Genomic DNA, 7,087 nt, shown 5'->3' on the forward strand with positions numbered 1-7,087 from the left:
GATGAGGATTTGCTCGAAGAACTCGAAGAGCAGATGCTGCTAGCGGATATGAATGTTCATACTGTCAATGAGATTATCGACGACCTCAGGAAAGCGGCGAAGGAAGATAAGCTTCGCACCCCTGAGGAACTTAGCGAGCGCTTGAAGTCATCAATTTTTGGAATGCTAACTAGTGATGAGGCAGCACATCTGCATGTATCTTCCGATAAACCGACTGTTTATCTGTTCGTTGGAGTTAATGGGGTAGGGAAGACCACTACGATAGCCAAGCTCGCCGAGCGTTATCACAGCAGAGGTAAGAAAGTCATCATGGCTGCTGCCGACACTTTTCGGGCTGCTGCAGTAGACCAATTGGAGATATGGGCATCCCGAACGGGAGCAGAACTTATCCGCCATCGTGAAGGGGCCGATCCATCGGCAGTTGTTTTTGATGCCATCAATGCGGCAAGAGCAAGAGGAGTTGACTATGTCCTAGCCGACACTGCCGGTCGACAACACACCAGTCATAACTTGATGGAAGAACTCAAAAAAGTCTCAAGAGTGGCCGAAAAGGCCCTTGGAAGACCCGCTGATGAGACCCTTTTAGTACTCGATGCAGTCACCGGCCAAAACGCCATCCGCCAAGCTCAAGAATTCCTCAAAGCCGTCAAAGTCACCGGTATCGTTCTAACCAAGCTGGACGGCACTTCAAGAGGCGGTTCGGTAGTTGCCATCAAACAAACCCTGAAAATCCCCATCAAACTAATCGGAATAGGCGAAAAATCCGAAGACCTCCAAGACTTCCACCCGAAAGAATTCGTTGACGCATTGCTTTAGATACTATTGTTTCAACTGGTTGATGCTGACTTTTTCGTTACAGGGAGCACAAACTGTATGTAACCTAAGATAATGGTTGCAAACAGGCCAATTCCTACGGTGAATATTCCGATTTTAGGACTTTGATTGAGGCACCAAATTACGCTAAAAATGAGCGTAAATACGCCTCCTAATAAGAGTCCTTCGGAGACAATTGGCATGCGTTTTGAGAAGATGACGCCTAATGCCATTGATAACACTGCTAAAGCTAAAGAGAAGATTGAGACGGTTTTTCCCTGTTGCTCGATTTTGTTCTCAAATACTTTTTCTTTCATATCATGTTCTTTTTTACGAGCCTTATATTCTTCGATGGCAGCTTTCTTTTCGACTGAATTTAATACCTTAAGCTCCTCAGCAGGTGGATATTCGTAAGAGTATCCGTATCGCTCGGTGCCGGGATATACCTCTTCCCAAGATGGGATAGGATAGATAGACAACAGTGTCCAAGAGATAAATACGACTATCATTATCGCCAGAAAGATGTAGTACAGTACTTTAATCACCATTTCGATACCTCCAGATCTTCGGAAATACTCTTATCAGTATAGTCTATTGGCCAATATAAGTAAAGAGGATTTAGTCCTGTTTTGCTTGGAAAGAATAGTTGATTGATATCAAAGGAGGGTGTGGCTACTTATTTGTGTAAACGGATAATTTGTAAGGGCAGGGATAGCCCTGCCCTTACAAGGGAGGTTAGAGGTATAGCCTCAGAAATCCGTTGTACTGACGAAATTCCAGTCGGTTACTACCAAGGGCGGGAAGAGGCTGGGTTCTAGTTCTACGTCAACGCAGGAGCCGGGTTTGCCGATGGCGATGGTGCGTTGGAGCATTCCCAGACAGCTTTCGTTGAAACGGAAGTTTTTAACGCCATATTGGATTTTGCCGTCTTCGATGTAGAACGTGCCGTCTCTGGTCATGCCGGTGACGAGGGTCTCATCGGACTTGACTGATCTTACATACCAGAAATGAGTGACCAGTATTCCTCGCTCGACGTTTGAGATGAGTTCTTCAGTAGTTTTATCGGTGCCGATCATGATGGCGTGATTGGAGCGTGAAACTGGTTCGACTCCATCCTTATGGGCAGTCCAACGATCCCATGAGAGTTGGTCAAAGACGCCTTTATTTACCCATGTGATTCGCTTATTGGGCAATCCTTCGCCGCTGAAAGGTGAAGTTGGGAAACGCTCATCCTGCGGATCGGTGTAGATGTGCCAGCTTTTGGCCGAGCTTGTCGGAAAGGTAGGTCAGTCCTTCTTTAGTAGTTCGAGCATTAGCCCACATCAGCAAGTAGCTTGCAAGAAGTGCTCCTGCAGCAGGCTGAAGGACGACAGTGTATTTCCCCGGAGGCATCGTTCGAGGGTTGGCAGCGCGTTTGGCTTGTTGAATTGCACTTTGCGCTAGTTCAGACGGTTTGATACGGCTAACGTCGACTGTGACATCGCGTGCCCAACCGGTGCTGTTGGGACTGGTGATTGTGCATCCGATTTGAACATCAGTTCGCGGATGATAGGCACAGAGACCATTGCTGGTCATTAATGAACTTGCTCGTTCACTGCATTCAACTGTGCCGGAGGCGACTAAAGATTCCTTACGGCTCGGCTCAATCATCTGCATGGCAAGGTTGGCACGGTCATCCGGAGATAACTTAGCGGTCGAATCAAAATGTGCCTTTACCTCTAAAGATTTCTGAGGTCCAAGAGGGGGGAGATATTCCGGGTCTGGCGGGGCTAGCCGGGCAATATCCTCTGCCCTGCGTACCATCGATAGAAGCGACTCATCATCGAGCTGATTGGTACCGGAGCTTCCTGTTTTATTGCCGAAGGCAACGGTAATTGAGACCCCGCGGCTTTCGGTGAAGACATTATGGATGATGGTATTGTTAGCAAAACGGGTGGTTGCGTTTCTGCCGTGGCCGACGTTGACGACCGCATCATCGGCACTCACCATCTTAAGCACTTTTTCGCCTATTGTTTGCGCTTCAGTCTTTGACATTATCATGGTTTTACTCCTCACCTCGTCCAACTTCAATCTTGCGGAACCTTGAAGTTGCGGAATAGTGGGACATGAACCCTGTCTGCCCCGGTTGGCCTTTGCCACAGTTCAAAACACCAAATGCGCGCCAATCTTCCGGACCGCAGATAGCATCGCAGGCATTCCAGAATACCGGTGTGGAACTACGGTAAATTACGTCTTTAAGCATTCCTGCCCGCTTACCATTCTTAATGCGATAGAACAGGTCGCCGCCGAATTGGAAGTTGAGCCTTCTTTGGTCGATGCTCCAAGTGCCTGATCCGTGAATAAGAATGCCGTCCTTGGTGTCGGCAATTAATTCTTCGGGAGTGCCTTTGTTTGGCAAAATGCCGAGGTTGGGGATGCGAAGGATAGGGCTATTCTCCCATCCATCTGCGCGGCAACTTCCGTGCGAACGATTTGAACCGATTTGCGGGGCGGTCTCCCTACTTGTGGTGAAGTCAACAAGTACCCCATCACGGATAATGTCCCACTTTTGACCTTCTACTCCATCATCATCAAACCCCGTCGACGCTAAGAACTCTGGTGTCGTATTATCCGCAACTGCGTTGACGATTTTGCTGCCGTATTGAAGTTTGCCTAAGTCGTCAACCTTAGCAAACGAGGTGCCTGCGTAATCTGCCTCATAACCTAAAACACGATCAAGTTCTGTGGCATGACCAATACTCTCATGCATCGTCAGGTGGAGGTGCTCTGGGTCAAGAATTAAATCAAAGTTTCCTGTTGGTGAAGGGTCAGCAAATAGCTTCTCGCGAGCTTCCTGAGCAACTCTTGGAGCATTTCCAACAAGGTCTGCTGCAATAATTTGTTCCCATCCGGCATGTTGCGGGGATGCTTGATAGCTGCGCGATTGTTTTTCATTATTTCCGACCGTATCCGCTTTCAGCCATGCGGTCACTATCAAGCGGTCTAGGAAAATATTCGATCCTTCAGTTGAAGCATAAAGCTGGTAGCTTCGAAGCTGATACATCATCGCTATAGCAACCTTTACCTCTTCAACCTTTCGCATGATGTCCGTGCATTCAAGGAGGAGGGAAGCCTTGGATTCAAGCGGGATTTCAAAGGGATCAGTAACGCGAGGGGTGACATAAGTTGAGTTATGAATAGGTTCGGGAGCAAGGTCAACATTTCGTACCTTGGCGATGCTGCTGGCCCTTGCAATCTCAGCTGCTTGCTTTGCTACATTTTGAACAGATTCGGGAGTTAGTACAGAAGAACTTGCAAATCCCCACGCTCCATTTGCCAAGCATCGAACCCCGAAACCTTTATCACCGCTATCGTTGATGCCGGCAATCCGTTCATTGCGGGCAAATAAAGATTGCTGACGCCCTTCAACAATACGAATATCAGCATAATCAGCGCCTGCTAAACGAGCGGATTTAAGGGCAATCTGCGCCATTTCATCCAACACGGCTCTATCAAACTCCATTCCTCACCTCCTGATTAAGTTAAAAGGATACCTTACAGGGGAGGTGAAAGGTAGTGCGTATTGCGTAGTACGTATTTCGGAGATGAAGTCAGGAATTAGATTGGATATTGGGCATTTATTTATCGCCCTTCAATACGGTCTAGAGGCCTACTTAGGGATCTGTATGCTATTACCCATCACCTGGATCCGCTATCCGTTGCTCTTTACCGATATTCCTTTGGCGGTTAGGCGTTCTATCCAGGGGGCTACGTCCTCTTTGGTGGCGGCTGGGATGTCGTCGGCCATGGTGGGTTCGCCGCCTTGGGCAAGCCATTTGCTGTTGCCTAATCGGTGATAGAGCATGAGTTCAACTGGAGGCGGGTTAGGGAATTGAGTAAGGAAGGCTTCTAAACCATCTAAAAGTCCCTGCTCTGCGTTTTTCGTCGGGATCCAGGGTACGCGGATGATTAATGGCCAGCCAGCTTCAATCATACGTGTTATGTTGGCTAAAATCTTATCGTTAGGAACTCCAGTTAATTCCTTATGTCGCTCGTTGTCGGTGTGCTTGAGGTCGACCTGATAAAGATCTAGAAGTGGCCTGAGTTCTTCGAGTTGTTCCCAAGGGCAGAGGGCGGAGGTTTCAATTGCGGTGTTCATTCCCTCGGCCTTGGCTACTTCATAAATCTCTTTGGTGAAATCATACTGAGACATAGGCTCGCCGCCGGAAAGGGTAAGCCCTCCGCCGGATTGCTCATAGAATGGGATGTCCCGTCGAACAATCGCCATAACATCTTCGACGGTCATTTTCTTTCCGATCTTTTCAAGTGCGCCAGTTAGGCATGCATCAACACATTTGCCGCAGCGCACGCAGTCTTCTAGAAAGAGTTCATGTGTATCCGCCGAAACAACGTGACCGCCGTGGTCACATGCTGTAACACATCGACCGCAGTGAGCACAAAGATTCACAGTGAGGCGTACTTGTGGCCGTCGTTCGAGTCCTTCGGGGTTATGGCACCACTGGCATCTTAGCGGACACCCCTTAAGAAATACAGTAGTACGAATACCCGGACCATCATCCAACGAAAAGCGTTGAATGTCAAAAACCCATCCTTCAGAAGACATATAAAAAACCTCACGTATTGCGTATTACGTAGTGCGTATTTACGGATTCCTGAATACGTAATACGCATTACGCACTAATTCTTATGTCGATACCGATTTATAATATCGTCTTGAACGTCGCTTCCGAGGGTTACGAACTTGGCGGAGAAACCGCCTACTCGGACAATTAAGTGACCGTAATCCTCGGGACGTTCTTTGGCGCGGATCATTTCATCCACATCAGTCATGTTACCTTGGAATATTTGGCCTCCCATTGATAGGAAGCTTTTAAGGACTGCATTAATAGTTTTTGGGGTCGCCCACTGGGGATCTATATCCCACATGCTCGAAGCCGCTCCGGCAACGTTTTCGAGTGATAAAGCGCAATGCGAACCGATTGCAGCCGTAATCCCCTCTGTCATCGAGTTGCTTTGTGGAGTTAAACCATGAGCAATTGGCATGCCGGCAAATTGGCCATCAGCAGTAGCGCCAAGCGCACCTCCGGCCTCGGGCGCCCATACGAAAGTGAAGATAATTGACTTCACCCGTCCGCCCCAACGATTTCGATAACCGGCATACACGTCCATTACCGTATTCAATACTCGGTTTGCCATTGCATCAGCTTCAGCATCTTGCTGGCCAAATTTCGGTAATGCTCTCAACTTCATTCGGAGTGTCTCATAACCCTCGAAATTAGACTTAAGGGCTTCTAATAGCTCTTCAGCGGTGCAGAATTTGTCGTCATAAACGGCTCGTTTGACTGCATAAAGGGCATCACCTGCATTTGGAATTCCGAGAGGAGTTGTCCCGTAGTCTGGGTATCGAGCGCCGCCATCTTGCTGTTCTCGTCCACGCTCTAAGCAGTCGAGGGTTAAGCTAGAGAGCAAATAAGTCGGTCTGTTCTCCGCCATCGCTATACCGTTTAGGTCAACTCTCTTGAAGAGAATATTTAGCTCGCGGTGCATTTCTTTTTCAAACGCCGCATAGAGGTCTTCGAAATCTTTATATTCAGGAAGCGTCGGCAAGCTGGCATGGGTTAGCTTCATACCAGTGCGAAGGCACTCACCGCCGGTGAGAACAAGCTCGGCAGTCTTCGACACGTTGTGTACGGCAGCAAATAGCAAGTCGCTATTTCGACCCTGGGGTACTATTTCCATGCAACCGCCGCAGGTATACCATCTCGCGTCTTCCAACGGCATGCCGTACTTATTCATAGCTTCTAAGATCATTCGGTCGTTAAGTATCTGGGCGCGGTTTTTACCTTTGATTAGGTACTGCGTTGTAAGTTCCAGGAAGCATTCGGGTGCATTATCCGGAACTCTCACATAGACCGATGGGTGGGTTTGGTCCAAACCCATAATCGATTCGATGACGACTCTGGTTAGCGGGGTAATCGATGGTTTTCCGTCAGGGTGGCAGCCACCGACGACAATGGTTTCAACCCAACCATCCCAGGGGAGAATGCGTTCGTGAAGTCGGATGAAAAGTTCATCAATGAGTTCACGCGCTTCTTCCAAGGTGCATTGGCCGGATTCGAGGTCTTTTTCGAGATAAGGCCAGAGCAGATAGTCTAATCGGCCAGGCCCATTCCCGCCATAGGCGTCTTCTCGCATTAAGATTATATATTGGAACCAGAAAGCTTGAACAGCTTCGTGAAAGTTACGCGCCCCGTTCGCCGGTACATTTTTACAG

5 protein-coding genes and 1 pseudogene are annotated in these 7,087 nt (G+C 48.4%); 1 reads left to right on the forward strand and 5 read right to left on the reverse strand.

The window, feature by feature from the left end:
- On the forward strand, window positions 1–816 hold an 816-nt coding region (gene ftsY / locus WCO51_07780; protein MEI6513161.1), incomplete at its 5' end, for a signal recognition particle-docking protein FtsY.
- Window positions 817–827: 11 nt separating this feature from the next.
- On the opposite strand, the gene WCO51_07785 is transcribed toward ftsY, so the two are convergent.
- The 5 genes and pseudogenes from WCO51_07785 to WCO51_07805 form a co-directional block, all read right to left on the reverse strand.
- The gene (locus WCO51_07785) at window positions 828–1,361 is read right to left on the reverse strand and encodes a hypothetical protein (protein ID MEI6513162.1); all 534 of its coding nucleotides are present in this window, start codon (window positions 1,359–1,361) and stop codon (window positions 828–830) included.
- 201 nt (window positions 1,362–1,562) lie between these two features.
- Window positions 1,563–2,853, reverse strand: a pseudogene (locus WCO51_07790) (TldD/PmbA family protein).
- A 4-nt stretch (window positions 2,854–2,857) separates the two neighbouring features.
- Window positions 2,858–4,315, reverse strand: coding sequence for a TldD/PmbA family protein (locus WCO51_07795; protein ID MEI6513163.1), 1,458 nt, complete (start codon window positions 4,313–4,315; stop codon window positions 2,858–2,860).
- A gap of 189 nt (window positions 4,316–4,504) precedes the next feature.
- Window positions 4,505–5,416 (reverse strand): glycyl-radical enzyme activating protein, encoded by a 912-nt coding sequence (locus tag WCO51_07800; GenBank protein MEI6513164.1) that lies wholly within the window; start codon window positions 5,414–5,416, stop codon window positions 4,505–4,507.
- A gap of 74 nt (window positions 5,417–5,490) precedes the next feature.
- Window positions 5,491–7,087 (reverse strand): pyruvate formate lyase family protein (locus tag WCO51_07805; GenBank protein MEI6513165.1); only part of this gene is annotated, 1,597 nt, incomplete at its 5' end.

The sequence above is a fragment of the bacterium genome (genome assembly GCA_037131655.1).
GTDB lineage: Bacteria > Armatimonadota > Fimbriimonadia > Fimbriimonadales > JBAXQP01 > JBAXQP01.